This window comes from Nocardiopsis ganjiahuensis DSM 45031 (assembly GCF_000341085.1).
GTDB lineage: Bacteria > Actinomycetota > Actinomycetes > Streptosporangiales > Streptosporangiaceae > Nocardiopsis > Nocardiopsis ganjiahuensis.
In genome coordinates this window covers 366876-391045 of sequence record NZ_ANBA01000009.1, presented here as the reverse complement: position 1 = coordinate 391045, position 24170 = coordinate 366876, and the positions used below count along the sequence as shown (strand labels likewise).

General features: G+C 73.8%; 15 protein-coding genes. 9 read left to right on the top strand and 6 right to left on the bottom strand.

Going from position 1 to position 24170, the window contains the following annotated elements; all coding sequences use genetic code 11:
- Genes D458_RS0112865 through D458_RS0112850 form a run of 4 tightly spaced genes read left to right on the top strand, consistent with a single transcriptional unit; the run spans position 1 to position 4223 of the window.
- The gene (locus tag D458_RS0112865) at positions 1–363 is read left to right on the top strand and encodes a TadE/TadG family type IV pilus assembly protein (RefSeq protein WP_017587162.1); all 363 of its coding nucleotides are present in this window, start codon (positions 1–3) and stop codon (positions 361–363) included.
- On the top strand, positions 360–770 hold the full coding sequence (locus tag D458_RS0112860) for a TadE/TadG family type IV pilus assembly protein (RefSeq protein WP_017587161.1): 411 nt from the start codon (positions 360–362) through the stop codon (positions 768–770). The genes D458_RS0112865 and D458_RS0112860 overlap by 4 nt, the downstream gene beginning before the upstream one ends.
- On the top strand, positions 767–1177 hold the full coding sequence (locus tag D458_RS0112855) for a pilus assembly protein TadG-related protein (protein WP_017587160.1): 411 nt from the start codon (positions 767–769) through the stop codon (positions 1175–1177). The genes D458_RS0112860 and D458_RS0112855 overlap by 4 nt, the downstream gene beginning before the upstream one ends.
- 31 nt (positions 1178–1208) lie before the next feature.
- Positions 1209–4223 carry an OmpA family protein gene (locus tag D458_RS0112850; RefSeq protein WP_051049668.1) on the top strand — a complete coding sequence of 1005 codons (3015 nt, stop codon included), beginning with the start codon at positions 1209–1211 and terminating at the stop codon, positions 4221–4223.
- A gap of 111 nt (positions 4224–4334) precedes the next feature.
- Here D458_RS0112850 and D458_RS0112845 read toward each other — a convergent pair whose 3' ends face one another.
- Both D458_RS0112845 and D458_RS0112840 read right to left on the bottom strand, forming a co-directional pair.
- Positions 4335–4685 carry a hypothetical protein gene (locus D458_RS0112845; RefSeq protein ID WP_017587159.1) on the bottom strand — a complete coding sequence of 117 codons (351 nt, stop codon included), beginning with the start codon at positions 4683–4685 and terminating at the stop codon, positions 4335–4337.
- A 137-nt stretch (positions 4686–4822) separates the two neighbouring features.
- On the bottom strand, positions 4823–16540 hold the full coding sequence (locus D458_RS0112840) for a WXG100-like domain-containing protein (RefSeq protein WP_020480266.1): 11718 nt from the start codon (positions 16538–16540) through the stop codon (positions 4823–4825).
- Positions 16541–16859: 319 nt separating this feature from the next.
- Between D458_RS0112840 and D458_RS0112835 the strand changes: the two genes are divergently transcribed.
- Entirely contained in the window at positions 16860–17948 is a 1089-nt protein-coding gene (locus tag D458_RS0112835; protein ID WP_051049667.1) for an FAD-dependent oxidoreductase, read from the top strand.
- Positions 17949–18028: 80 nt separating this feature from the next.
- Positions 18029–18412 carry an Imm32 family immunity protein gene (locus tag D458_RS0112830; protein ID WP_017587157.1) on the top strand — a complete coding sequence of 128 codons (384 nt, stop codon included), beginning with the start codon at positions 18029–18031 and terminating at the stop codon, positions 18410–18412.
- Positions 18413–18437: 25 nt separating this feature from the next.
- Here D458_RS0112830 and D458_RS0112825 read toward each other — a convergent pair whose 3' ends face one another.
- The 3 genes from D458_RS0112825 to D458_RS0112815 form a co-directional block, all read right to left on the bottom strand.
- Positions 18438–19118, bottom strand: coding sequence for a GyrI-like domain-containing protein (locus D458_RS0112825; protein ID WP_017587156.1), 681 nt, complete (start codon positions 19116–19118; stop codon positions 18438–18440).
- Positions 19102–19635: a PadR family transcriptional regulator gene (locus tag D458_RS0112820; RefSeq protein ID WP_026119249.1), complete on the bottom strand. Its 534-nt coding sequence runs from the start codon at positions 19633–19635 to the stop codon at positions 19102–19104. The genes D458_RS0112825 and D458_RS0112820 overlap by 17 nt, the downstream gene beginning before the upstream one ends.
- A 71-nt stretch (positions 19636–19706) precedes the next feature.
- Positions 19707–20708 carry an ArsR/SmtB family transcription factor gene (locus D458_RS0112815; RefSeq protein ID WP_017587154.1) on the bottom strand — a complete coding sequence of 334 codons (1002 nt, stop codon included), beginning with the start codon at positions 20706–20708 and terminating at the stop codon, positions 19707–19709.
- A gap of 151 nt (positions 20709–20859) precedes the next feature.
- Here D458_RS0112815 and D458_RS0112810 point away from each other — a divergent pair, with 151 nt between their 5' ends.
- The 3 genes from D458_RS0112810 to D458_RS0112800 all read left to right on the top strand — a co-directional run bounded on the left by D458_RS0112810 (position 20860) and on the right by D458_RS0112800 (position 23560).
- Positions 20860–21216 (top strand): cupin domain-containing protein, encoded by a 357-nt coding sequence (locus D458_RS0112810; RefSeq protein ID WP_017587153.1) that lies wholly within the window; start codon positions 20860–20862, stop codon positions 21214–21216.
- A 252-nt stretch (positions 21217–21468) separates the two neighbouring features.
- Positions 21469–22407 (top strand): class I SAM-dependent methyltransferase, encoded by a 939-nt coding sequence (locus D458_RS0112805; protein ID WP_017587152.1) that lies wholly within the window; start codon positions 21469–21471, stop codon positions 22405–22407.
- 88 nt (positions 22408–22495) lie between these two features.
- Positions 22496–23560, top strand: a complete 1065-nt coding sequence (locus tag D458_RS0112800) for a glutathione S-transferase family protein (RefSeq protein WP_017587151.1) — start codon at positions 22496–22498, stop codon at positions 23558–23560.
- Positions 23561–23686: 126 nt separating this feature from the next.
- Here D458_RS0112800 and D458_RS0112795 read toward each other — a convergent pair whose 3' ends face one another.
- Positions 23687–24097 carry an arsenate reductase ArsC gene (locus tag D458_RS0112795; RefSeq protein WP_017587150.1) on the bottom strand — a complete coding sequence of 137 codons (411 nt, stop codon included), beginning with the start codon at positions 24095–24097 and terminating at the stop codon, positions 23687–23689.
- Between the last annotated feature and the right edge of the window lie 73 nt (positions 24098–24170).

Genomic DNA, 24170 nt, shown 5'->3' with positions numbered 1-24170 from the left:
TTGCGACAGCCGAAAGACGACAGGGGCAGCGCCGAACTGGCGGTCGCCGCCCCGGCACTGCTCCTCCTCGTCATGCTGGTCGTGCAGGCCGCCCTGTGGATGCACGGCGAGCACGTCGCCGCCGACCTCGCCCGCCGCACCGCAGAGCAGGCGCGCACCGTGGAGGGCGGGTCCGCTCCGGCGGCCCCGTCCTCCGGGTCGGTCCTGCGCGAGGTCGGCGTCTCCGTCGACCGCGGAGCCGAGGAGGTCCGCGTCACCGTGAACGGCACCGTCCCGAGCCTGGTCCCCGGGATCTCCTGGACCGTGGAGCACGTGTCGGTGGCCCCCGTCGAACGCTACGTCCCCGGAGGTGCGACCCCATGAGGAACCGTGACCGGGGCTCCGCCGCGGCGGAACTCGCCATCCTCACGCCCGGCCTGCTGGCCCTCGCGATGCTCATGGTCTTCGCCGGACGCGTCGTCGACGCCCGCTCCACCGTGGACGAGGTCGCCCACTCCGCCGCACGCGCCGCCTCCCTGGAGCGCACGGCCCCGGCGGCCTCGTCGACGGGCACGGCGATCGCCGCCGCCACCCTCCAGGAGCAGGGCCTGGCGTGCAGCGATCACACCACCGCCGTCGACCACGGCGGACTCGTCCCCGGCGGAGCGGTCACGGTGACGGTCCGCTGCACGGTCTCCTTCTCCGACCTGTTCGGTGTGGCCTTCCCCGGCAGCCTCGGCGTCGAGGGCGGCTCCACCGTCGCCGTGGACACTTTCAGGGGGAACCCGTGAAGACCGCCGATCCCGCCGACGACCGCGGCCAGGTCACACCCTTCGTCGTCGTCATGGCCCTGAGCTTCATCACGTGCCTCGGCCTCGTCTACGAGGGAGGGGAACTCCTCCGGGCCCGGAGCCAGACCTCGACACTCGCCCAGGAGGCCGCCCGGGTCGGTGCCCAGCAACTCGACTGGGACGCCTACCGCGAGGGGGCCGACGAGGTGCCCCTGGACGCCTCCGCGGCCGCAGCCGCGGCACAGGCCTTCCTCGGCTCCGCCGGGGCCGCCGGCACGGTCACGGTCAGCGGCGACACCGTCACCGTGACCTGCACGCTGGCCTATTCGTTCACCCTCCTACCGGCGGGCTCGACCACCGTGGAGACGACGGCCAGCGCGCGCCCGCACACGCAGTCGACCTCTTGACCCCCACCCCTGTGAGGCGAAGATGCACGTTATGAGCAGGCTCGGCGCGGCCGTGTTCGCGCTCGCCTTCGTGGTCGGTGTCCCCTGGGCGCTCCTGTGGCACGTCCCCTGGCCGGAACTTCCCCAGTCGTGGGAGGTCGCGTCGGCGCACCTGCGCGGTTGGCGGTTGCCCCCCGGGGTCCTCCCCGCCGCGATGATCACGGTCCTGTGGGCGCTGTGGGGCCTGTTCGTGCTGGCCCTCGCCGCCGAGGGGGCGGCACGCCTGCGCGGAGCTCCCCTGCGCCTGCGCCCGCTCGGCCCCCTGCAGGCGATCGCCGCCACCGCGGTCGCTGCCACCGCCGTCACCCCCGCCGCGGCCTTCGCCGACACCGTCGCCCCGGCGGACGACCGCGCGGAGGAGGCCCCGGACACCGACTCCGGGTACGGCGCGCCGCAGGCCCCGCACCACCGGACGGAGCAGGGCCCGATCGAGCGCACCCGCACCGTCAGCGGCTTCGAGCTCGGGTCGGCCGAACTCACCGAGCAGATGCGGGAGGACCTGGCGCCCACCCTGGAGATGCTCGCCGACCACTGGGACAGCGACGTCCCCGTCGAGATCACCGGCCACACCGATCCCAGCGGCGACCCCGACCGCAACCAGGAGCTGTCCGAGGAGCGTGCCCGGGCGGTGGCCGACCACCTGGCCGAGTCGTTGGGCGAGGACGCTCCCGACACCGAGGTCACCGGCTCGGGCTCCGACCGTCCGGTCGAGGGGCCGCCGGAGAGCCAGCGCCGCGTCGAGATCTCCTACACCCTGGCCCCGGCACAGGCACAGCAACCGAGCGGCGCGAGCACCGACGAGGAGGCCGGAACAGCTGGGGAGGGGGCCGAAGCGGCGACGGAGGAAGCGGACGAGGACACGTCGTCCGTCGTCACCGTGGAGAACGCCTCCGCCCTCTCCGAGGAGGCGCAGGACGGTCCCCGCGTCGTGGTCCTGGAGATCCCCGACGGCGCGGTCGCCGGGGCCGTGGGCTTCGCCGGACTCGCCGGAGGCTTCCTGCTCGGCAAGAAGGGTTCCTTCGTACCGAGGACGGCGCTCAGCCTGCCCCGGCCGCGTCTGACCAGGCGCCCGCGCCGCCTGGCGCTTCCGGCGCCGCCCGCCCGCCCCGTGCCCGGCGACGACATCGACGAGCGCGTGACCGTGGAACTCGACCACGTCCCCGGCCTCGGCCTGACCGGCAAGGGAGCGGACGGGGCGGCCCGGCGCCTGATCGCCAACGCCCTGGACCCGTCCGAACCCCTCGCGGTGCGCGTCCTGATCACCGAGCGCGAGGCCGCCAGACTGCTCGGCGGAACCGGCCGGGACCTGCTGCGCGACCGGCCGTGCGAACCGGTCACCATGGTGCCCGCGACCGAGGACGCGATGGCGGTCCTGGCCGCCGAACTGCACGCCATGGCCGAGGAGGAGCGGGCCCCGCTCGTCCTGGTCACCTCACCGGACCCCTCGCACGAGCAGGCGCTGTCCGGGCTGTTGCTGCACGGCCAGCACCGCGGCCTCACCGCCGTCATCCTGGGGAGATGGCCCCTGGGCGGCAACTGCGCGGTCGACGGGGACGGACTGATCTCGCAGACCAGTCAGCCGCTCTCCACCCTGTTCCACTGCTCCTGGCCCGGATCGACCGCGGAGGAGGTCCACGAGGCCGTGCGCGCCTACCACCAGGCGGACCACACGTTGTCGGAGAGGCCGGGGCGGACCGCCTCACGGGCCGGCGCCGGCCGGAAGGACAAGGGTGCGCGGGAACGCCCGGTGCTCGTGGCCGAGGACTGGGACGATGACGACGCCTTCACCCGGGTGGGCGACGCCGCCGCCTGGGAGCGGCTCACCCGCTTCTGGGACGAGGAGTCCGGAGCCTTCGGAGAGGACGGCGCCGAGGCGGCCGACACGTGGGCGGCCGGGGACGACGAGTCCTGGGACGCCGACACCGCCGGCGCGACGGAGGGCGGCACCGCCGACGGCGGCGCGGTCGCGGACCGCGACGGCGGACGCGGCGCCAGAACCGCCCCGGACGACAGCGCGTCCGTCGAGGCCGCCTTCCAGGGGTTCCAGGAGAAGGACGCGGACGACGGCGCGGGCACGGGTGTGCCCGTGCGGGAGGCGGCCGGTGTCGCCGGAGCCGACGACCACGACGACTCCTGGTGGGACGAGACCGAGCCGACCGCCGGCGCGGGTGAAGCGGAGTCGGCCGACCGGACAGGAGAGGCTGGGCCCGCCGCCGAGGACTCGGACGAGGTGCCGACCCCGGCGGCTGAAGGGTCCGGCACCGCCGCGGAACCCACTGCAGCAGGGGCGGTCCGCGAGGAGGCCGGGGAGGGCACGGGTCCGGAACAGGGCGCTGAGAAGGCCGCCGAGACCATCGAACCCGCCGAGCCCGCCGAGCCCGGTGCGGCCCCCGCCGCCCCGTCGCCGACGAACTCCGGTGAGGCCGCGTCCGGCACCGCCGCGGAGCCCGCTTCCGCCTCCGCTTCCGCCTCCGCGTCGGCTTCCGCGTCGGCTGCGAGCGCCGAACCGAAGAGACCCGCCACCGCACCGGCCGACGGTGGTCAGGGTCAGGGCCGACAGGACACCGCTCCGGCCCCCACCCCCGCCCCGGCCGCCGACCGGACCGCGAAGGCCGTTGACCGGCGTTCCCCGGGCCCCGTCGGAGAGCGACAGGCCCCGGTGGAGAAGAGCTCGGAGGGCCGCAGGACCGAGGTCCGACACGCACGTGTGCCTGGGCGCAAGGCCGGGCGGGTCCGCGTGGTCAGGGTGGAGCGACCGACGGCGCCGGAAGAGGGGGAGCGGTCGACCCGCGGCCCCGAACGGTCCGGCTCGGCCCCGGCTCCGCGGGAAGCCGTCGCGGCCCGGCGGGCGGCACGGGAACCGCGGGCGCGCACCTCCGTGACCGAACCGGTCCCGCCCGGAAGGGCCGTGGACGGCGAGGAGGCCCCGCCCTCCCGCCGGCCCCAGCCGGTCAAGCCGCACAAGGCAGGCAGGGGACGGGTGTGGAAGCCCCGCGGCGAGGAGTGAGTGCGGCGCCGGCGGATCCGGCACCCGACGGCCGCCCGGCGGTGCCCCGGCCCCGGGCGCGGGTCCGCGGGGGCCGCCGCGCCGTTCACCGGGCGGGCCGGGCGGAGGGGGTCAGCGCCGCCCGCCGCCGGGGCCCGTCGGGAGGTCGAGGTTGTTGCTGATGTCGAAGGCTTCCTCGTCGGAGACCTGGTAGTTGCGGGCCGAGCGCAGCACCTCGTCGGCGGTGCGGTCGAAGGCGACGGCCAGCGCCTCGCCGAACTGGTCCAGCAGGTCCACCCGGGGCGTGAGGTTCTCGTTGAGCGAGTCCGAGATGTCGTCGCCGGACTCCCAGACGGTGCCCATCGCCCGGCGCTCCGAAGCCAGGCGCGCGAACGTCTCGCGGACGAGCTGACCCGGTTCGCGCAGCGCCTCCCCGGCGCGGGCCATCTCCTCGGGGTGCACTGTCAGGTTGCCGTCGGGCATCGTCGTCCCTTCCCGTACGGGGCGCCGTCCCGCCGCCCGGGAACCGGTGCGCGCCCGCTCCCCTCACGTTGTAGCGCCGGACGGTGAAGGGAACGCGTGCGCTCGTCGACGACCGGGTGTACACGGGGGAACGCGCGTCACGACGCCGGGGGAGGGCTCAGGGCGTCGGAGAACACCGTGTTCAGTTCCTCCTGCCGGGACCGCCCGCCCCCCTCTCCCGTCCCCGGTTCCCCGGTGGACCCGGCACCGGTGCCGGAGGAGGGCCGCGGGGCGTGCTCCGTGGGAAGGACCTCGGCGTGCAGGACGTACCCGCGGCCCCACGGTTCGACGGAGAGGATCCGGTAGGAGGTGCCCCGGGCGAGGATGATCTCGCGTTCACTGGGGTGCAGGCTCCGGTCGCCCACCCACAGGCCCCGCGTGCCCGGTGGGAGGGAGAACCGTACGAGGTCGGTCGGGGAGCCGCCCGCCGCGCCGGGGCGGGCGCCCAGGGAGACGGACATGTAGCCCGGATCCGTGTAGGTCCGCCCGATCAGGGACGAGGGGTCGAGTGTCGCGCCCGGGGCCAGGTGCTCGAAGCCGAACACCCCGCGTACCGTCTCCACCCCTTCCGGCAGGCTCCGCCCGGTGGCGCGGTCCAGGTGCTCGATGAGGTTCAGGATGTCCTGCGCGTCGGGGTAGCTTCCGCGGCCCCTCTTGTCGCGGAGCGTGTCGGCGATCTGGCCCGCGCTGCCCGCGCGGTTCCGGAGGCCCTCCAGAGCGGAGTCGGGGTAGGGGGCTTCGACGACGCTCCGGACGACCGCCTCCTGCTCGGGGGTGAGCCTGTTGCTGCCGAGCAGCTGGGGAAGGGTCTCCAGGGTCGGCCACCGGCCGCCGTTGATCTCGTAGAGGGTCCAGCCGGGCTGCCCGGCGCTCTCCTGCCGCCGCCGGTCGAGTTCGGCCTGTACGGTCGCCTCGTCCAGCGGCCGCAGCCGGGAGAACTCGGCGACCCAGCTCTCGGCCGTGTAGGCGTCGACGTATCTCCGGGTCCGGGGCGGGAGCGCGTCGTAGGTGTTGGTGTTGAAGCCGGGGTCGTGCAGGAGGTCGCCGTAGCCGACGACGTCCGCCTCGGAGGGGAAGCGGAGGATTCCCGTGGAGTCCCGGCGGCCCAGGCCGTGGGCGGGGGAGGCCACCGCCTCGTCGGTCGGGCCCCTGTCACGGGCGTAGGCGTCGGAGTCGTCGGGTCCCGCGGTCTCCCGGAGAGGAGGCGGCGGTGTCCCGGGAGCGCCGAGTCCCTCGGTCCCGGTGCTCTCCCCGGCGGTTTCGGTCGCGTGCGGGTCCGGTGCGGGCCGCGGGGGCCCTTCCCCGGTCGTGGGGTCCGCTCCGGGGCGCGGTGCGGGCGGGCTCTCGTGGGCGGTGGTCTCCTCCGGGGTTGCGGCCTCAGGTGGCGCGGCTTCGGGTGATCCGGCCTCGGGTGTCGGGGGACGGGGCGGCGCGGCCTCGCTGTCGGTTCCGGGGACCTCCCGTGTGAGTCCGGTGCCGGTCGGGTCGGGACCGGCGGGCTCCGGGTGGTTCAGGAGGGCCGGTGACGGGCCGTGTACGGGCTGTGGGCGGGGCGAACCGGGCGGGGTGGCGTCGTAGATGTCGGCGTCGTCGAAGGGGACCCCGGTCGCGGGCGCAGGCGTCGGTGGACCGCCGGTCGTCAGGCCCTCGCGCCCGTCGCCCTCCTCCGCCGGGCCGGTCGGTTCCGCCGGGTGCGCCGGGCCCGTCGGGTCCGTCGGGGATGTCGGCAGCCCGGTGTCCGGCGCGGACCGCTCGGTGCCGCCGACACCCTCAGGGGCGGGAGGGCCTTCGTGGAGCGGCTGTTCCGGCGGCCGGGGGGCGGGTTCACCGCCGTGCGGCGGTTCACCCCCCGACTCCGTCCGAGGCGCGGCGAGGGGCTGCGGTTCGGCCGGGGGCCGTGTCTCCCGCAGGTCGCGCAACGCCTTGACCAGATCCCGCATCGTGGAGTTCCGGGTCCTCTCCAGATCGCGGTAGGCGTCCTCCAGTTCCTGGTAGCGCTCCTGGAAGACCTCTCCGCCGGCCCCGGGTTCGTCGATGCGGCCGACGAAGGAGAAGAGCTCTCCGCGCGCCTTGAAGTAGGCCGCGTCCGCCTTGGTGAACGCCGCCTCCGCCTTCGCGTACCGCTCGATCGCCGGGGCGTCGGTGTCCAGCCCCCAGGAGCGGGCCTGGTCGGCGTCGATCCAGCGCAGTACCGAGGAGTCGGCCTGTCCCCCTCGGGGAGGGGCCGTGCCGTCGGTGCTCTCCGCCCAGACGAGCCAGCGCGCCGGAACGCGGACGAGGAACATCCGCTTGGTCCCCGGACCGCTCGCCACGGCCCCGTGCCGCTGTCCGGCGGAGCTGCCGCCGCGGGCGCCGCTCAGGGCCGCCGACTCGGCCTCCGCCGCCTCGCGGACGCGGTCCGCCGGGCGCCCGGTCTCCGTGGCCTGGCCGCCCAACCCGAGGTTGTTCGCCCGCTGCTCCGCTCTGGTGTGCGACTGCCGGCCGCCCTCCTGGTCCGAGTCGCGGGCGCGGCTGTCGTTGCTGACCCCCTCGATCGTGGCCGACCCGGTGTCGAGCAGGGCACGCGTCCTGACCACCGTCCCCCCGAACTCGGCCAGCACGGTGGGTCCCCGCGTCGCGTCGGGGGTCAGCGCCAGCAGCAGCGTCTCGTCCTTGCGCGCGGTGATCCCCGCGGCCCGCTCGATGTCGGAGATGCGCTGGTCCAGGTACCGGGTGGCCGACGCGACCTCGGCGTCGTCGAGGTCGAGCCTGCCGTTGGGGCTCGTCCACCCGTCGACCAGGGCGGCGTTGACCACGGCGGCGTCGAGCAGGACCTTCGCCTCGCCCTCGATGGCGAGGGGGACCGCGGAGAGGCCGCCCTCGCCGTCCTGGAAGCCGGTCCCGTCCGGTCCCTTGCGGCTCCTCGCCCAGGTGACGGCGTAGGAGGAGGCGTCCAGGTCGATGGTGGCCGGTTCGTAGTGCGGCCCGGTTCGGGGGGCGCCCGCGGGCGCCTGCGTCTCCAGGAAGGGCAGGGGGTAGACGCTCTCCTGCGCGGTGTCGTCGGCCGTGGCGGTGTACACCTGGTCGCCGAAGGACAGGTGCGCGGTCACCCGGGTCGGGGTGGTGACCTTGGCGTAGGGGGAGAACAGCACCCGCTCCTGTGTCTCCTCGCGCGCGGTGCCCGCCGACGAGGAGTCCTCGGTGACCGACTGCTGCCGGAACGCGGGGGTGCCGCCCGCGCTGACGGCGCCGGTCTGCCTCCCTGTCGCGGGGTCCTCCTTGTTCCCGATCGGGGCGAGCAGGTCGACCGCCCCGCCGAAGCCGTGTCCCCGGATCGTGGTGTTGGTCTGGGAGAGGCCGGTCGCCTTGGTGTTGCGGTCGACGTACTCCATCTGCCCGCCGAACTGGTCGACGCGGGCCGGCGCCCGTTCGATGTCGAGGGTGAGCCTGGCCACGCGTGAGCGGTCCTTGAGCCGAGGGCTCGGATCGAGCGGGTTCAGTCGCGTCTCCAGGGCTTTGACGCGCACCTCCCTGCCCGACCGGTCACCGTTGACGTGCTCGCTCACCTCCTTGACCAGGTCCTCTCGGGAGTGGACCGTCAGCCCCCACCCGTCCCGGTTCAGCTGCCGCTCCAGCTCGTCGACCAGGGAGGGAACGCGGGCGGGACGGGAGTCGAACCCCTTGCCGGCCAGGTCCGGCTTGGTGCCGAGCCCGGCGGGCGGGCTCTGGGGAGGCGGCTGGGTACCCAGTTCCACCCCGCCGTCGGCCCGCCAGGTGAGGCGGTCGGGGACCAGGCCCTGGGAGAACACCCACAGGGCGGGGACCATCATCTTCTGGGCGTCCGTCACCGGCGTGTACCAGGCCGAGTAATCGCCCTGCTTCGTGGACCTGGGGACGGAGAAGAGGAAGTCGAAGTCCTTCTTGTGCTCGGTCGCCTGGAGGACCACGCCGTTGGTGACGAACTCGAAGGTGGCGCCGGTGAACTTGACCTCCCGACGGGTCCGGTACGACACCGAGGACGACTCGCCCCGGCCGTGCCCGTGCGGTGTGTACCGCGCCTCCAGACCGGGTTGGACGAGGGGGCCGACGGCGCCGCGCGGGGCCTGTTCGGGCGTCTCGGCCGTCGGCTGGGGGTTGAAGGCCCCCCGGGCGGCGATCGAGACGGTGAACGCGGACTCGTGGGAGAGCCCGTCGCCGAAGGAGATCTCCCGCACCCGGTTGGGCTCCATCACGGCGAACTCGCGCAGGGCGGCCGAGACGACGTGGGTGGGCACGTACCAGGTCGCCGTGGTCGGCCGGGTCCGTGACGGCGCGATGCCGTCGTCGAGTTGCACCCGGAACCGGTCGCCGGTGCTCTGCGTGAGGCCGGGCGAGGCCGCCAGTGTCTGCGACGACGTGTGGGCGGCGATGAGGGCCGCGCTGCCGTCGCGGGAGGCCACCGACCGGGAGAAGGCCCAGTGGTCGCGGTCCAGGGCCCCGTAGGTGAGCGACCCCACGGTGATCACGTGCTCGCCGCGGCGGAAGACCGCGGGGTTGAAGGCCTGGACCGTGCCGAAGGTGCCGGACAGCAGCTCCGCCCGGGGAGTGCGTCGGATCGCCAGGGGCGGCGGCGCGTCCTCGTCGGTGCGCGGGGTGCGGCCCGTCGTGTCGTTCCCGGTGGTCTGCGGGCGGGCTCCCTCCTGTCCGTCCGTCGTCGTTCCGCCGGTCCCTGCCGTGTCGCCCTGGTTCTCGGTCCGGGGCGGGGCGCCGGTCGTCGGGGGCGGGTTCGCGTTGCCCGGCCGGGGCGCCGGATCCTGGGGTTCGGGCACCTCCGTGACCGTTTGCAGCCCCTGCGGGGTCGACCGGTGGATCCGGACGGTGCGCGGACCGGTGGTGACGAACTCGTCGGGGCCTCCACCGAAGAGGCGGGAGGCCGTGGCGGCGGGGAGTCTCCGGGGCGGCGCCGGGTCCTCGGCGGGCGGGGTGTCGAGCGGAACACGGGGTCCCACCCGGGGGGCGTGCAGCTCCACCCGGGCCCTGGGCGGGGGGCGGTCCCCGCGGCCGTCGCCGAAGGCCTCGCGCCCCAGGCCCGTTCTGGACGGGGCCTCGAACCGCGAGGAGCGCGGGACCAGGCCGTCCTTGGGTCCGAACCACGCCGAGAACTCCGCGTCCGCGAAGAGGCGGCGGCTACCGCTCTTGTCCTTGACGTTGGTCTCGGCGGTGGACGACGTCCCGTGTTCGCTCCGCTGCCTGCTGCGGAACTCGTTGGCGGCGCGGGCGTACACGCCGCCCGCCTGGGAGGGGTGGCCGAAGGAGTCGAGGCCGCTGCTGACACCGCGGGCCGTGAAACCGAACCGCCCCTCGGCGGTGACCGAGGTGACCTTGCCCGCCTGGCGGTTCATGCCGGAGGACGAACCGGTGGTGGTGCCGGTGTGCGACTTCTCGAGCGGCTCGGCCTCGGAGTAGCCGGTGATCCTGGCCCGGGGCCACACGGAGATGTGGTCGTGGACCCCCACGCGGCGTTCCCTGAACTCGTTGAGCCAGGGCAGGACCTTCGTCTCGACCAGCTTGATCTCCATCTGCCCGGACAGCCAGGCGTCCGGGTCGGCCCGGAAGGAGGCCGCGTTGACCTTGGAGAGGAGGATCTCGGTGTTCTCCCGGGCCTGGTCCCGGTTGCGCCGGTGGTTCCAGCCCGCGTGCGAGCGCGCGGGCGCCGGGGTGCCCGGCAGGGCGAGGTGCGGGAGGACCAGGCCGGGGTACTGCCGGTCGATCTCCGTCAGGAGCTGGTGCGCGTAGTCCCGGAAGAAGGGGCGCGTCGGGTCCCCGTCGGGGGACCGGACCTCGGTGCCGTCGGCGTGGGTCACGTCGCGTACCAGGGAGTCGCCGAGGTGGGTCGGACCCCCCTCGCGGTCCAGGAAGGGGTCCCCCGTCCGCTCGACGGGATCGGCGGCGGGCCTGCCTCCGGCGAGCCGGCGGACGTCGTCGGCGGTGAGGGCCTCGGTCGCGGAGACGTCGAACAGCGTGGGCTCGGTGTCGTTGTCGAGCCAGACGGCGGTCGTGCGCCGCGTCCTGTACACGGCCGTGTCCGTGCTGTGGAACAGGTGCGAGTCCCACGCGTTGTCCGAGCGTCCCCGGCCGCGGGTCCACACCTTCTGGAAGCGCGCTTCGAAGGAGGGCGCCTCCACCCGGAACGCGTCGCCGGGCAGCCGCGAGACCACACCGGCGGACACCGCCGCGAAGAAGCCCTTGAGGCGGTTGGCGAGCAGCCCGGAGCCGCGGGTGAGGCGGTCGGTCAGCTTGATGTTGAAGTTCTTGGGGGTGTCGGGGACGAGCTCCATGGACACCGGGTAGGACCAGAGCGTGACCAGCCGGGACCCGCCCCCGGCGTCGGGAACGCTCACGGTCCGGGGCTCGCTCGTCATGGTGGGCAGCTGGGTCATGAGGATGTCGTCGGAGAACACCTCCATCACGCCGCGCCGGTCCAGTTCGCGCTGCTGCGCCCGCGACCCGGTCTTCGGCTGGGACACCACGGCCGGGGTGTCGGGGTTCCCCCGGGTGCGGTGGAGCACCCGGCGCGTGTTCGAACCCGTCCCGGGCGGATCGAACCCGAGGCGGTCCGCGAGCCAGGAGTTGAGCGCGGTGGGCGCTCCGTCGTCCTGCTGCCGGGGCGTGCCGCCTCCTTCGGGACCGCTCCCGTCGGTGCCGGTGCTGTCGGAGGCGGTCCCATCGGTGCTGTCGGAGACGCGGCGGGTCACGGAGTCGATCGCGATGGGGTGCGAGTTGGCCAGGTAACCGCCGTGCCTGCGGCCGTCCCGGTTCGTCCCGTCCTGGTTCGTACCGTCGCGGTTCGTTCCGTCATGGTTCGTACCGCCGTGGTCGGGGCCGTTGCCGTCGGAGGGCGGCGCGGGTGCGGTCGGGGACCCCCACAGGTCCGTGAAGGTGATCCGTGCGGGCAGGTCGTCCCGGTGTTGCACACCGCCCATCAGCACCAGTTCCACGCCTCGCTCGAGACGGGTCGGCGGCGGGGTCCGCGGGGCGCTCCCCTCGGACCCGTCACCCCCCTCGGTGACCGCGGTCGGCGATACCTCGTCCTGGGTGCCGCGCCCGGTGCCGTCGGTGCCGTCGGTGCCGTCGGTGCCGTCGGTGGCGGGCGGGTCCGGCGGAGGGTTCTGCCGGGTGGGCAGTTCGATGCCGTCGGCCCCCTCGGTGGCGGCCGCGGCCGGTGGCGGGTTCTCCGAGCTGTCGCGCCCCGCCCCGCCGTCCGCCTCGGGAGCGGGCGAGGCCGGGGGCGGGGGCGGGCCCCCCTCGACCCGCCAGGTGACCGTCAGATCACTGCTGTAGGTCTGCCCCTCACCGGTCATCTCCGTGGTCAGGAGCTGGGTGTGGCTCGTGTCCCCGGACTGCTGCTGTACCGCCGAGCCGCCGAAGGCCGACACCCGGCCGCCCACCGCGGGAGCCGGGATGGCCTCCACCCCGAAGAGGTTGGCCTGGAAGCCCACGACCGGCCGCCGGGCCTTGCCGGAGAGCCCGGAATCGCCCTTCGACGTCTGGGTCTGTTCGTCGTGCAGGCCCTTGTACTTGGCCTTCGCGGCGCCCGGCCGGTCCCGCCCGCCGCTGTGCCAGGCGTCCTCGGAGCTCAGCCGCAGCTCGTAGGTCCTGCCGTCGGAGGAGGCCCGGCGGACGCCGTCGGCGGAGAAGAAGTCCCGGGGGTCGGTGGAGAGGCCGTGCCCCAGGAAGACACGGACGTCATCGGGCAGACCCGGGAAGGTGTCCAGGACGGTGTCGGGATCGACCCGTACGCCGTAGGACTCGATCCATCGGGACTCGATCAGGTAGTTGAGCCGCAGGGCGTCCGGGTCCCCCTCGGTACGTGAGGGGGCCGCGGGCGGTGCCGGAACCCTGTCCGGAGGCCCCTGCGCGGGTACGGGGACCTGCGGGGTGTGCTGGGGCGCCTCGGTTCCCCGCGGCGTTTCGCCGGTTCCCGGCGCCGGGTCGCCACTGCTCTCCCCGCCTCTGTCCGCGTCCGTGTCCGGGTTTCCGGCCGTGTCCCCGCGTGTGTCCGCGGTCTCGGTCCGCTCAGTCGTCGGCTTCTCCGTCTCGGGGCGCTCGGCGGCAGGCTCTTCGGACTCGACCGCCTCGTCCTTGACCGCCTCGCCCTTCGGATCCCGGCCCTCCGGCTCCCTGCCCTCCGGTTCCGGGGCTTCGCGTCCCTCCGGCCCGGATTCCGGTGTTTCCGCGGAAGGGTCCGCCAGGCCGCCGCGCTCGTCCCGGGGGTCTGCCGACTCGCTCTCGAAAGCGGCGGGCCCCTCCTCCGACGCGGACTCCGTGTCCGGGGGCGTGCGCGGGTCCGGCTCCCTGGTGAGGCCGCTCGTGTCGGCCGCGTCCTCGGACCCCTGCGGAAGGTTCCGGTCCCTTCCACGGTCGGTCGGCCCCTGGAGCGGATCGCGGCCACCGCCCGGTTTCGGGGAGCGCGGGGTCTCCGTCTCGGCGCCGCTCCTGCGGTGGGAGGGCTCGGCAGGGGGAGCCGCTCCCGCGACGGGGCCGTCGGTCACGGCCGCCTCGGCGGACTCGTTCGAGGCGGGCGGGGCGCTCCCGGTGTCCGGCGACTCGTCACCGTCGGCGTCCGGGGCCTCCCGAATGAGCGGTGCGGAGCCGTCCGTGGCGTCGGCTGTCACGCTCCCGGCGCCGGTCGAAGGCTCCTCCACCCCGTCGGGGTCCTCGGCCCGGTCCGCGTCGGGCACCTCCCGCTGCTCTCCGTCCCGTGAGTCCTCGTTCCGGGAGGCAGGGCCCTCCCCGTGCCCGGCGAGACCGTTCTCCGGATCCGGAACCGGAGCCGGAGCCGGGGGCTCCGCGTCCTCCTCCCCGGCTGGGGGGACGGGACCGCCCTCCTGCCCGGCGGGCGGCGTGTCCTGGAAAGAGGTGTCCTCCTCCGGGCCCCGGTTGCCCGGCGACGGAGGCTCCGGTACCGGCTCGGCGGGGACCGGCGCGGGGGGAGCGGGCGCGCTCTCCGTCCGCGGTGCGCGTACCTCGTCCGAGGTGTGCTCCGCGTCCTCTGAGACGGGGCCCGTCTCCGTGAGTGACGGTCCCGCCTCCGACACGGGCGAAACCTCGGGGGTCGGCACGCCCTCGGCCACGGCGCCCTCGGAGCCGTCCGGCCGCGCCTCGCCGTGGCCACCGTCGCGTGACGGGCCCGAGCCCGTGCCCTCAGCACGCCCGGAGGACGAGGACACGGCCCCCGGCGCGTTCGAGGACGGGGGCGGGGACGCGGGCGGTACGGAGGGCGGCGGTACGGGCCCGGCCACCACAGGAGGCGGCACGGGCGCACCCTCGGAGCCGGTCCCGGCGGCGTCACCGTTCAGGGAGCGGAAGAACTCGCCGAGATCGATGCTTCCGGCCGGGGTCTCCGGCGAACGCGTGCCGGACCCTTCGCCTGCGCTGTCCGGGGGCAGCTGCGGACCGGCCTCTCCGTTCCCGCCGCTCGGGGACAGGCGCGGACCGGCCTCCTCGGCGTTCGTGCCGAACGTCGGCGCCGCCTCCTCCGGGCGCTCCCGGCCTTCCGGCGGTGCCTGCACGGACCGGTCGCCGCCGGTGTCCGGCCCCGCGGCGGGCGGTTCCACCACGGTGACCGCGGGCGTGGGCCCGGTACCGCCGGCGCGGCTCCCGTCCGAGGCTTCGGCCCGGGAGGCCCCTTCGGGCTCCGGTACCGGAGAGGGCGGCCGACCGGGCTGTCCCCGGTTCGCCTCACCGGAACCGACCGCCCCGTCGGAGCGGGGTGCGGGGCCCTCCCCGCCGCGTCCGCCCGCGTCCGGCCCCTGTCCCGCCTGCGAGGAGCCAGGGTTCTGCTGCCCCGGGACCTCACCGGCTCCCGGGCGCGGGGCGGACTCCTGCCCGCCCCGTGACCCGTCCTCGCGGGCTCCGCCGTCGTCGTTCCCGCCGTCCTGGCGGGCCCCATCGCCCTCGCTCCCGCCGTCCTCGTTCCCTTCGCCCTGGCGGGTGCCACCGCTCTCGTTGCCCTCACCGGCGCCGCTGTCCTCGCCGGCCTCGCTCTCCGGGCGCTCAGACGGGGCGAGCGTCGACACGTCGCCGTCCCCGTCGTAGCTCTCGAAGGACGGCGTGCTGTCCCCGCCACCGCCCCGCAGGCGCAGCACCGGAGCGTCCTCGGACTCGAAAGCGCTGCCCCCGTCCCGGCGCGGGGGCCGGGCCTCCTCCTGTGACGACACATCGGAGAAGCCGTCGTCGGAGCCGGACTCCGAGGAGCTGGACTCCGAGGATCCGGTCGTGTCGAAGTCCGGCGCCGGGCGGTCGTTGAGCCCTCGCAGGTCGCTGAGGGAGTCGAGGCCCTTGAGGCCACCGGTCACGGCCAGGTCGTGGACCACCGAGCTCGAGGCCCCGGCGACCGCCGACATGCCCGACGCCTCCCACTTCTGCTCGGGTGAGAACCACAGGTTGGTGAGGCCCTCGCCCACGTACCCCTCGAACGCGCCGGAGGCCGCGCCGATGCCCAGCGCCGTGGCCCGGTCGCGCCAGCGGTTGCCGAAGTCGGCCACGGTGCGGCCGAAGGCGTCCGGTACGTCCCGGGCCAGGTGGTCCCGGGTGCTCCGGGGGAGGGGAGCGGAGCCCAGTACATCGTCCAGGGCGGAGTTCGGGCGCGGCGTGTTCCACGTGCGCAGCAGCGTCTCCGCGTAGTTTCGCCCCAGGCCCCGGGCGGCCGCCTCGCCCAGCGTGTCCCCGAAGTGCCGGGCGAACACGTCGCCCGACCCGTCGACGAACCGCCCGGCGTGGCCCGCGCCCTGGCTCGTGGTGTTGGGCCGCTGGGCCGGGTTCAGGAACTCGTTGGAGTTGCGTGCGAACAGGTTGACCAGGTCGCGGTTGAACTCCGGGGTGATGCTCCCGGGGGGCGGCGGGACGCGCACCGGGGGAGCGCCGGGCCCGCCCCCGGACCCGCCCCCGCCGCCGGGCGGGTCCCGTGGCGGGGGCGTCGGGTCGGGACCGGGGGTGTCCCGTGGCGGAGGACCCGTGAACGTGTCGGGGGCGTCCCTCGGCGGCGGCGTGAACGCGTCGGGACCCGCCCCGCGTCCGGGCGGACCGGCAGGGGGGTCGCCGAGGAGGTCGCGGACGGGCGGAGGCGGGGGCGCGGGCGGGTCGGGAAGGTTCTTGCTGAAGAGCTTGGCCAGCTGGCCGCTGAGGAACAGGTCCGCGCCGAACGACAGGCCCGCGCTGAGCAGCCCCTCGACGAAGGCGCCCGCGGCGGCCATCCGGGTGAGCTCCTTGTCCCACCCCTCCCGGTTCCCCTGGTCCATCTGGATGCGCTGGATGAGCAGGTCCATGGTCACGCCGAACATCTGCGCCACGAACAGGTGGCTGAGCAGGTTCCACACCAGCCAGTTCAGGATCCGCCGGATCACCTGGTTGCTGATGAACTTGAACAGGGGGATCATCTTGAGCGAGGCGCCGAAGGTGAACTTGGCCGTCGCGATCGCCCAGGCGATCTCCAACGCCAGCTGGATCAGCTGGCCGATGATCATCCACTTGGCGTACTCGACCTGGTTGGCCGCGTCCTTGGCGTACTGGCGGATCTCGCCGGCCAGTTCGGCGGCCTCGCCGATGTAGTTGCGTTCCCCCGCGGTGAACTGGGCCAGGGAGTTCTCGAAGTACTCGGTGGTGCGGCTGTCGAACGTGGACTGCACCTTGCGCCGCAGGACCAGTACCAGTTCGGGAAGCTCGGTGGCCAGGATGTACTCGGCGGTCGCGTACGCGTCGGAGAAGTCCCGCAGCCGGTCCTCGTCGACCTTGGGCCACTGGGTTCCGGTGAGCCCGTAGAAGAGATTGGCCAGTTCGTCGGGGATCTCCATCCCCATGGGCGCCCTCGCGTCCTGCCGCTCCGATGCCGTCGAAAGGCCGGGGGCGCTCGGCCCTCCGACGCGACGATCCTAGGGCGGACGAACCCGGGTGCCGCCGGGCCCGGGCGCCCCTTCCCGCATTGTTCGCCGTCCGGTCACCGCGGACGCACCGGTTCGTGGCCGCCCCGTCGCGAAGCCCTTCCGTGGCGGGCGATCCGTCACACCGGCCGCCCCGGCCCGATCCCGGCCACGCCGGTTCCGGGTCCCTCGTCCCCGCCGGCATGAACCGGGCCCCGCCGTTGTTCCCCACCGGTGACGGACGAGGAGAGGAGCGGTCGTGGCGGGTGTCGGGGATGGTGTGCTGCCGGGTTCGGCGGACGTCGTGATCGTGGGGGCCGGTCAGGCCGGGCTCTCGGTGGCCTGGCACCTGCGGCGGCTGGGGCTCGAACCCGGAGCCGACTTCGTGGTCCTGGACCGGGGGCCCGACACCGGGGGCGCCTGGCAGTTCCGCTGGGAATCGCTGCGCCTGGACGACGCGCACCGGGTCAACGACCTGCCCGGCATGGGTGAACTCGGACTGAGCTTCGACACCGCGGACGCGTCGAGGCCCGCCCGCGACGTGGTGCGTGACTACTACGCGCGCTACGAACAAGGGTTCGGGCTGAACGTCGCACGGCCGGTCGGGGTCACCGGAGTGCGGGAGGAAGGGGAGGGGTTCCTGGTCGAGACCGACAAGGGCGATGTCGCGGCGCGGGTCGTGGTCAACGCCAGCGGCACCTGGGCACGGCCCTTCCGGCCCTACTTCGCCGGGGCCGCGGACTTCCGCGGCGTGCAGGTCTCCACACCCGGGTACCGGTCGGCCGAGGACTTCGCGGGCATGCGGGTGCTGGTGGTGGGCGGTGGCACCTCCGCCGTCGGTTTCCTGCGCGAACTCGAGGGTGTGGCCGCGAGCACGGTCTGGACCACCCGTCGGCCGGTCGAGTTCACCGACGACCCCGAGGGCGGGGTCCGCGCCGTGCGGCAGGCGGACGAGGCGGCTCGGGCGGGCCGTCCGCTGCCCAGCATCATCCACGGCACCGGCCTGCCCGCCACCCCGGAGAACCTCGCCGCGCGGGACCGGGGGCTGCTGGTGGCCCGGCCCCTGTTCAGCGCGATCGAACCGGACGGGGTCCGCTGGGCCGACGGCTCCTTCGAGCCGGTCGACGCCATCATCTGGGCGACCGGTTTCAGGGCCGAACTCACCCACCTGGCGCCGCTGCGGCTGCGCGAACCCGGCGGCGGGGTCCGGGTCGAGGACGGCCGATCGGTACGGGAGCCGCGCCTGTTCCTCGCCGGGTTCGGTCCGCAGGCCAGTACCATCGGCGCCAATCGGGCGGGGCGCACCGTCGCCCGCCAGGTCCTCGCCGAACTGCGTTCGGACTCCTGACCGGGTGGATCCGAAGTGCCCGACGGCATTCGCCGGACGGCAGGCATCATGGGGGGACCGACCTCGAGGGAGCGCTGCCAGTGATACTCAGCCGTGACACCGCGTGCGACGAGGTGGATCTCAAGGCGTCGGCGGAAGAGCTGACCCGTCTGGCGGATGCGGTGGCCGAGGGCGAGGGACTGCTCGGTTCCACGGCGCCGGTCACGGGCGCCCTGGCGGGGGTCGAGGTCGAGAAGACGCCCGGTCCCGGCGTCCTCATCCACGTCGATTCCGAGCGGCGGATCCTCGTGATCAGCGGTGACGCCGTGGGGAGGGAGGTGCTCGCGGACAATGTGCGCGCCATGGCCTCCGCCGAGGACGGAGGCCACCTCCACATCGACTACTACCCCGGGCACTTCTACCTTGCGGAAGGGTCTGTGCCGTTGGTGGTCAACAGTCCGCACGGAGGTATGCCGACCCGGTGAAGTGGGGACGGTGCCGGTCCGGCAGTCACTGTCCGTTGCGGGTTCCCGGATCGAACGCTTGCCCAGTGGAGGCGCCGCGCGGGTTCTCCCGCTCCGTGACCGGCTGGCGGAGGATGGTCCGCTGCTTCTCGGGCGCGACCCTGCGGAAGTCGCTGAGGTAGATCTCGTGGTGCGTGCCGGTCATGCGCAGCCCCTGTCCGGGGATGAACTCGTGGTGCATCCGACGGAGCACGTCCGCCTCGTCGTCGAAGGAACCGACGTGCAGCGTCTGCGCGCACCGGCCCTCGGACAGGGTCTCCATTCGGAGGCCGTCGAGGAGCTTCGGGCGGTTCTTCGCCCCGGCCAGTTCGACGGCGGCGGTGAACAGGGGCCGGTCGATCCAGTCCGGGACCATGAGCATCAGCGTCCAGTCCCAGCGCGACTTGTCCCGCGCGGTCGTGAACGAGTCCATGTCCTCGGCCCACCACAGCCCTTCCAGGGGCGGAACCACGTAGTCGCGGCCGAGGTCCCGCTTGCTGGCGAACTTCAGCTTGTACGCCACCGGGTAGAGGGTCTGCACCGCGTCGGCGAAGGCGGTCGAGGTGTTGGGGTCGCCGTGCCCGTCGACCATGAGGTACCGCAGGTCGGGGACGTCCACGATCCGGAACCGGTCGCGCCTGGCCTGGTAGGAGTCGAGGGACTTCTTGAAGTCAGTCTTGGTCGTCATCGGTGACCTGGGCCCGGGCTGCGAGCCACTGCCTTTCCGCCTCCAGGAGGCTTGTCGAGTACGAGAACACCTCGCGCGCCGCCATCGGGAGCGGCGCCTGTGACCGTTGGGCCTCCCGGACCGCGGCGATCCGGGCCTCGACCGCCGCCAACCGCGTGCGCAGCGCCTGCCGGTACTCCTCCTCCGAGAACAGGCCCAGGTTGGCGATGCCGACCAGCAGCGGCTGTGGAGCGGGGCCCGCCTCCGCGATGAGCGCCAGGGCGTTGCGCGCCGCGGCCTCACGGCCCTCCGGGGTGGCGTGGAAGACGCGGCGGGACTTCGCGGCGGCGGGCACCTCGGGGACGTGGACCAGGCCCCGGCCCTCCAGCTTGGTGAGCAGGTAGTAGATCGAGGAGAACCCGATCTCGGTCCACTGCCGGATGCCGCGCCGGTCGATCACCTGCTCCAGGTCGTAGCCGTGCTGCGGACGCTCGACGACCAGACCCAGCACCGTCGTTTCGGCGGGAGTCAAACGCATGCAGGTATTCTAGCACTAGAATACCAACGAGGCCGGAGTGTCCGTTCGAGTGCGTGTTCGTCACGACCGGCTCAGCCGCGGCCGAGGAGGGCCTCACCCAGCGGGGTGCGGGTGTGCAGGACCCGGTTCCCCTCGCGGCGGGCGTGCACCAGACCGGACCGGCGCAGCACCGCCAGGTGGTGGGAGACCGTGGACACCGCCATCGCGCACGCCCGCCCGGCCTCGGAGGTGGTCCGGGGGCCGTCCAGGCAGGCCAGGACCCGGGCCCGGCCGGAACCCAGCAGGTCGGCCAACGCCTCCTCGGCGGCCGCACCGCGGATCCATGTCTCCGCCAGCCCGTCCACCGGGTAGAAGAGGGTCGGCTGCACCGGCGGTTCGGTGAGCACCGCGCACCGGGCGGTGCCCATCACCGACGGGACGAGCACCACACCGCTGCCCTCGCAGCGCACGTCCTCGTCGTGCAGCCGCAGCGACACCTCGATGCTGTTGCGGCGCCAGCGCACCGTCTCGTGCAGGGTCGCCACCATCGCGCCCACCCCGCCCGCGCCCATCCGCCGCATCCGCAGGTCGATGTCGGCACCCAGCAGGCGGCGGATCTGCGGCCAGTGCGCGGCCATCGTCGCCTGCCACACCTGGTCCCATGCGTCGGCGATCATGTCCCGGGCCCGCTCCGGCTGTTCGATCATGCCCGCCACCAGGGCCCGAGCGCGCCCCTCGGAACGCACGAGCACCTTGCCCAGGTCCGCCCGCACCGCGTCCGGCGGCACCCCGCGCAGCCGCTCGAACTCCTCCCGCGGTGTCATGTCCCAGGTCGGGGCCGAGGTGAGGAAGTCGGGGAGGTAGCCCTCCTCGCGGATCACCACGGCCAGCCGGTCCAGGGCAGCCCCGGGTACCGAGGCCCGTACCGAGCGCAGCCACCCCCACTGGAGCGGATGCCGCTGGGGGGTCAGCAGGACGCGGACCGCATGGGCCAGCTCGTGGCCGGGGGACACCCCGAACCGGATGGCCGAGACGTCGTCCGCGCCGATGTGGAAACGGGCGCTCCTGTGGAAGCGAGCGCTCTTTCGATCCATGTCGAAACAGTAGAGCCCGGTGGGGGCCGAAAGCCAGTCTGGAGTCATCAGCCGGAGGCCCGCCGCCAAGGGCCGCGCGGCCGCCCCGACCGGAGAGGGCCGCCCGGAGAAGCCCCGGAGCGGAGCCCTCCGGAGAACAGGAGAAGGACCCATGGACACCACCGCCCCCCGCACCGTCCCGTTCGAGGAGATCGCCATCGGCGAGGCCCGCCGTACCGCGCTCTTCGAGGGGCGCGAGTACGGTTCCGGAATCAGCTTCTTCCTCGTCGACAACGACCCCGGCCAGGGCCCCGGCCTGCACCGGCACCCCTACAGCGAGACCTGGACCGTGCTGGAGGGCGAGGCGGCGATCACCGTCGGCGGGGAGCGCCTGGTGGCCCGCACCGGGGACACGGCGGTGGTCGGTCCGAACGTGTGGCACCGGTTCGTCAACTCCGGAACCGGGCGGCTGCGCATCATGTGCGTGCACGCCTCCGACACCCTCATCCAGGAGTTCGCTGACGAGTAGCGGCCCCCGGCCGGCCCTCCCCGGTGGTCCGGGTGGAGCCCGGTCGGCCGCTTCCGGCCACCCTCGTTCCACGGCCGTCAGACTCTTGGGGCGTGCGGGACGCAGGAGTAAGATATCCGGTTATCCACGTCGTCCGGAGAGGCCCGACCCCACAGCGGTAGGGCCGTGACACGAACTCCCACACCCCCGGTGCCGACCAGGTCGACAGCCCGCCCCCGTGCGGGAGAACCACCCTCGGTGAAGGAGTCCGTGATGACCACCCAGACCACCGGGGAGATCGCCGGCGCCGCCCGGCTGGACGAACGCTACGTGCGCGAGTGGCTGGGCGGTGCTACCACCGCCCGGCTGGTCGAGTACGACCCGCGCGCCGACACCTACCTCCTGCCCGCCGAGCACGCGGTCTGCCTGACCCGCGCCGCCGGGCCGGACAACCTCGCCCGCCTCCTGGGCTTCCTGCCCCAGCTCGCCCTGGTCGAGGACCAGGTGGACGAGGCCTTCCGGCACGGCGGCGGGGTGCCCTACAGCTCCTACCCGAGGTTCCAGGAGGTCATGGCGGAGGAGAGCGGCGAGGTGGTGGACGCCTCCCTCGTCGACACCACCCTGCCCCTGGTGGAGGGCATGACCGAACGGCTCGCGCTGGGCGTCGACGCGGCCGACGTCGGCTGCGGGCGCGGCCACGCCGTCAACGTGCTGGGGCGGACCTATCCCCGGAGCAACTTCACCGGCTACGACTTCTCCGAGGAGGCGGTCGCCTTCGCCCGGGGCGAGGCCGACGCGATGGGCCTGGACAACGTGCGGTTCGAGCTGCGCGACGTCGCCGAGCTGGGCGTCGAGGAGTCGTTCGACTTCGTCACGGCCTTCGACTGCGTCCACGACCAGGCCCGACCGGCGCAGGTGCTCACCGGGATCCACCGCGCACTGCGCCCCGGAGGGAGGTTCCTGATGGTCGACATCAAGGCCTCCAGCAGACTGCACGAGAACCTGGACCTGCCCTGGGGCACCTTCCTCTACACGGTCTCGCTCATGCACTGCATGACGGTCTCCCTCGCCCTGGGCGGCGACGGCCTGGGCACGGTCTGGGGCGAGCAGAAGGCCCTCGCCATGCTCGCCGACGCCGGCTTCGACGAGACGGAGGTCAAGGGGATCGACACCGACCCGTTCAACAACTACTACGTCTGCGCCAAGTTCTGAAGACGGCCTGTGGACAACCGGATCCGGTGCCCCTCCGGGACCTAGGATCGAAGTCGGACCAGTTCCCTGAGCGTCGGAGGTAGCCGGTATGCGGGCCAACAAGCTTCCCACCGAGGAGATCAAACGGGATCCGGCGGCCTTCGCCGACCGGGTCACCGAGGACGGCCGCTTCGGACGCACCGCCGAACCGGGGCGCTACCGGCTGGTCGTCAGCCGGGCCTGCCCGTGGGCGCACCGGGTGGTGATGACCCGACGGCTCATGGGTCTGGAGCGCGCGGTCTCCCTGGCCGTCACCGACCCGGTCCAGGAGATCATCGAAGGCGACCCGCACTGGGTGTTCACCGAGGCGACCGGCAGTCCGGGCGGCGAGGACCCGGTTCTGGGCATCCACGCCCTGCGGGAGGCCTACCTGGCCCGCGACCCCGAGTACGACGGCGGCGTGAGCGTGCCCGGGCTGGTCGACGTCCCCAGCGGGCACCTGGTGTCCAACGACTACGACCGGATCAGCGTGGACATGGCCACCGAGTGGGGCCACCTGGTCCGGGAGGGCGCCCCGGAGCTGTACCCGGTGGCGCTGCGCGAGGAGATCGACGCCGTGAGCGCGCAGGTCTACCAGGACCTCAACAACGGTGTCTACCGTTGCGGGTTCGCCCCCGACCAGCGGCGTTACGACAGGGCGGTCGCCGCCGTCTTCGCCCGGCTGGACGCCTTGGAGGAGCGCCTCACCGACCGCCGCTACCTGGTGGGCGATCACCTCACCCTGGCCGACCTGCGGCTCTGGGCCACCCTGGTGCGGTTCGACGCGGTCTACCACGGCCACTTCAAGTGCAACCGCCGCAAGCTCGTCGAGTACCCGGCGCTGTGGGCCTACGCGCGCGACCTCTTCCAGACCCCGGGGTTCGGGGACACCGTCGAGTTCGAGCACATCAGAGTGCACTACTACCGGGTGCAGACGGCGATCAACCCGGCCGGTGTGGTCGCGGTCGGTCCCGATCCCCGGGGCTGGCTCACCGAGCACGGCCGGGAAGCGCTCGGGGGGAGCCCCTTCGGCAAGGGCACCCCGCCCGGCCCGGTCCCGGAGGAGGAGCGCCTCCCGTCCCTGGAGGAGCAGGACCGTCCGGCCGGAGAGGGGTGGGACGCCCCGGAGAGCTGACCGGTCAGATCAGCTGACCGCCGGGACCGGGCCCGCAGCCGTGGCCGCCCTCGGCGCCCGTGGTTCTCGTACGAGGCGCCGTGCGGGGTGGGCGGCCGTCCGGTGCGGCTGTTGCCGTGCCGGCGGTCAGCGGGGCAGGAGTTCACCGACGAGTTCTTCGACGCGCTTGCGGATGTCGTCGCGGATGGGGCGGACGGCTTCCACGCCCTGTCCGGCGGGGTCGGGGAGCTCCCAGTCGAGGTAGCGCTTGCCGGGGAAGAACGGGCAGGTGTCGCCGCAGCCCATCGTGACGCACACGTCGGAGGCCTCGACCGCGTCGACGGTGAGGATCTTGGGGTGCTGGTCGGTGATGTCGATGCCGACCTCGGCCATGGCCTCGACGACCGCGGGGTTGAGCGTGTCCGCGGGGGCCGATCCCGCCGAGCGGACCTCGATCCGTCCCTCGGACAGGTGGCGCAGCCAGGCGGCGGCCATCTGGGAGCGCCCGGCGTTGTGGACGCAGACGAACAGGACGGACGGCTTTCCGGTACCGGTCATGGCGGGTGTTCCTCTACTTCGGACGGGCTGCGGCGGGTGTGGACGCAGGTGCTGTGGTCAGGGACGACAGTCG

Bases quoted from the DNA above. Each gene is read 5' to 3' on its own strand.
- D458_RS0112860 (WP_017587161.1), top strand. From the start codon at position 360: ATGAGGAACCGTGACCGGGGCTCCGCCGCGGCGGAACTCGCCATCCTC.
- D458_RS0112850 (WP_051049668.1), top strand. From the start codon at position 1,209: ATGAGCAGGCTCGGCGCGGCCGTGTTCGCGCTCGCCTTCGTGGTCGGT.
- D458_RS0112845 (WP_017587159.1), bottom strand. From the start codon at position 4,685: ATGCCCGACGGCAACCTGACAGTGCACCCCGAGGAGATGGCCCGCGCC.
- D458_RS0112840 (WP_020480266.1), bottom strand. From the start codon at position 16,540: ATGGGGATGGAGATCCCCGACGAACTGGCCAATCTCTTCTACGGGCTC.
- D458_RS0112825 (WP_017587156.1), bottom strand. From the start codon at position 19,118: ATGACGACCAAGACTGACTTCAAGAAGTCCCTCGACTCCTACCAGGCC.
- D458_RS0112820 (WP_026119249.1), bottom strand. From the start codon at position 19,635: ATGCGTTTGACTCCCGCCGAAACGACGGTGCTGGGTCTGGTCGTCGAG.
- D458_RS0112815 (WP_017587154.1), bottom strand. From the start codon at position 20,708: ATGGATCGAAAGAGCGCTCGCTTCCACAGGAGCGCCCGTTTCCACATC.
- D458_RS0112810 (WP_017587153.1), top strand. From the start codon at position 20,860: ATGGACACCACCGCCCCCCGCACCGTCCCGTTCGAGGAGATCGCCATC.
- D458_RS0112805 (WP_017587152.1), top strand. From the start codon at position 21,469: ATGACCACCCAGACCACCGGGGAGATCGCCGGCGCCGCCCGGCTGGAC.
- D458_RS0112800 (WP_017587151.1), top strand. From the start codon at position 22,496: ATGCGGGCCAACAAGCTTCCCACCGAGGAGATCAAACGGGATCCGGCG.
- D458_RS0112795 (WP_017587150.1), bottom strand. From the start codon at position 24,097: ATGACCGGTACCGGAAAGCCGTCCGTCCTGTTCGTCTGCGTCCACAAC.